The organism is Pseudarthrobacter albicanus (assembly GCF_018224015.1).
Taxonomy (GTDB): Bacteria; Actinomycetota; Actinomycetes; order Actinomycetales; family Micrococcaceae; genus Arthrobacter; species Arthrobacter albicanus.
This window is the reverse complement of the sequence record NZ_JAGPOT010000187.1, coordinates 1-1,453: the sequence shown is the minus strand read 5'-3', so window position 1 is coordinate 1,453 and position 1,453 is coordinate 1. Positions and strand designations below refer to the sequence as shown.

Here is a 1,453-nt window from a genome sequence, read left to right as displayed (position 1 = left end):
TGTCCCCCCGGGACCGGCGCCGGCAGGAGTGGGTGGCGAAGATTCCTGTGCTGCAGATGGGCAACCGCTCGATCGAACGGACCCTGCGGCGCAGCTACGACGACCTGGGTGCCCTACGGATCGAGGATCCGGACCATCCGGACCGGATCGTGGTGGCCGCCGGCGCGCCCTGGTTCATGGCCCTGTTCGGACGGGACTCGCTGTTTGCCTCCATCATGTCGATGCCCGTTGATCCGTCCCTGGCTCTTGGCACCGTGCAGACGCTGGCCGACCGCCAGGGCACGGTGGTGGATGAGATGAGCGAGGAGGAGCCGGGCAAGATCCTGCACGAAGTCAGGCTCGACGTCTCCAGCGGGCTGGCGCTGGGCGGCAAGTCCGCCTACTACGGCAGCGTCGACGCGACGCCGCTGTTCGTCCTGGTGCTCGGCGAGGTGAGCCGCTGGGGTTTTGCCGAGGAGACCATCACCGCCCTGCTGCCGCACGCTGACCGGGCGATGGAATGGATCCGGAAATACGGGGACCGCGACGGCGACGGGTTCGTCGAATATGCGCGCCTCAACGACCGTGGGCTCGTCAACCAGGGCTGGAAGGACTCCTGGGACGGCGTCAATTTCGCCGACGGCCGCCTGGCCGAGGCACCGATCGCGTTGTGCGAGGTGCAGGGCTACGTCTACGCCGCGTACGTGACGCGGGCGTGGATGGCGTACGACGCCGGCGATGCGGCTTTGGCCGCCGACCTCCGGGACCGTGCGGCGCAGTTGAAGAAACGGTTCAACGAACAGTTCTGGCTGCCCGAGCGCGGCTACTACGCCATCGCGCTGGACCGCGACAAGCGGCCGGTCGATGCATGCGCGTCCAACATGGGCCACTGCCTGTGGAACGGCATCATCGACGAGGACAAGGCGCCAATGGTCGTGGAACGCCTGATGTCCCCGGAAATGTTCAGCGGCTGGGGAGTGCGGACCCTGGCCAGCGACATGGGCGCCTACAACCCGGCGAGCTACCACAACGGCTCCGTCTGGCCGCACGACAATGCGGTCATCCAGGCCGGCCTCCTGCGCTACGGCTTCGTGGAGCAGGCGCAGCGGATTTCCACGGCCCTGCTGGAGGCGGCCGAGCATTCGGGCGGACGGCTGCCCGAACTGTTCTGCGGCTTCGACCGCGAGCACTTCGCCGCGCCTGTGCCCTACCCCACGGCGTGCTCGCCCCAGGCCTGGGCGGCCACCACACCGATCTACCTGGTCACGAACCTGATGCGCTACAACCCGCACGTTTCCGCCGGCGGCCTGTGGATGGATCCCGTGCTTCCGGAATCCTACGGAGACCTGCACATCACCAACGCTCCCATGGCCGGCGGCCGGATTACCATCGACATTTCCGGCTCCGACGCGACCATCCAGGGGTTGCCCGAGGGCATGGTCCTCCGGCACGGAACCCGGCCGTGGATGGCCGA

1 protein-coding gene is annotated in these 1,453 nt (G+C 67.9%); it reads left to right on the top strand.

The window, feature by feature from the left end; all coding sequences use genetic code 11:
• Positions 1-1,453: amylo-alpha-1,6-glucosidase (locus J9611_RS21320; RefSeq protein ID WP_211883240.1), on the top strand; the 1,453-nt coding region annotated here is incomplete at both ends.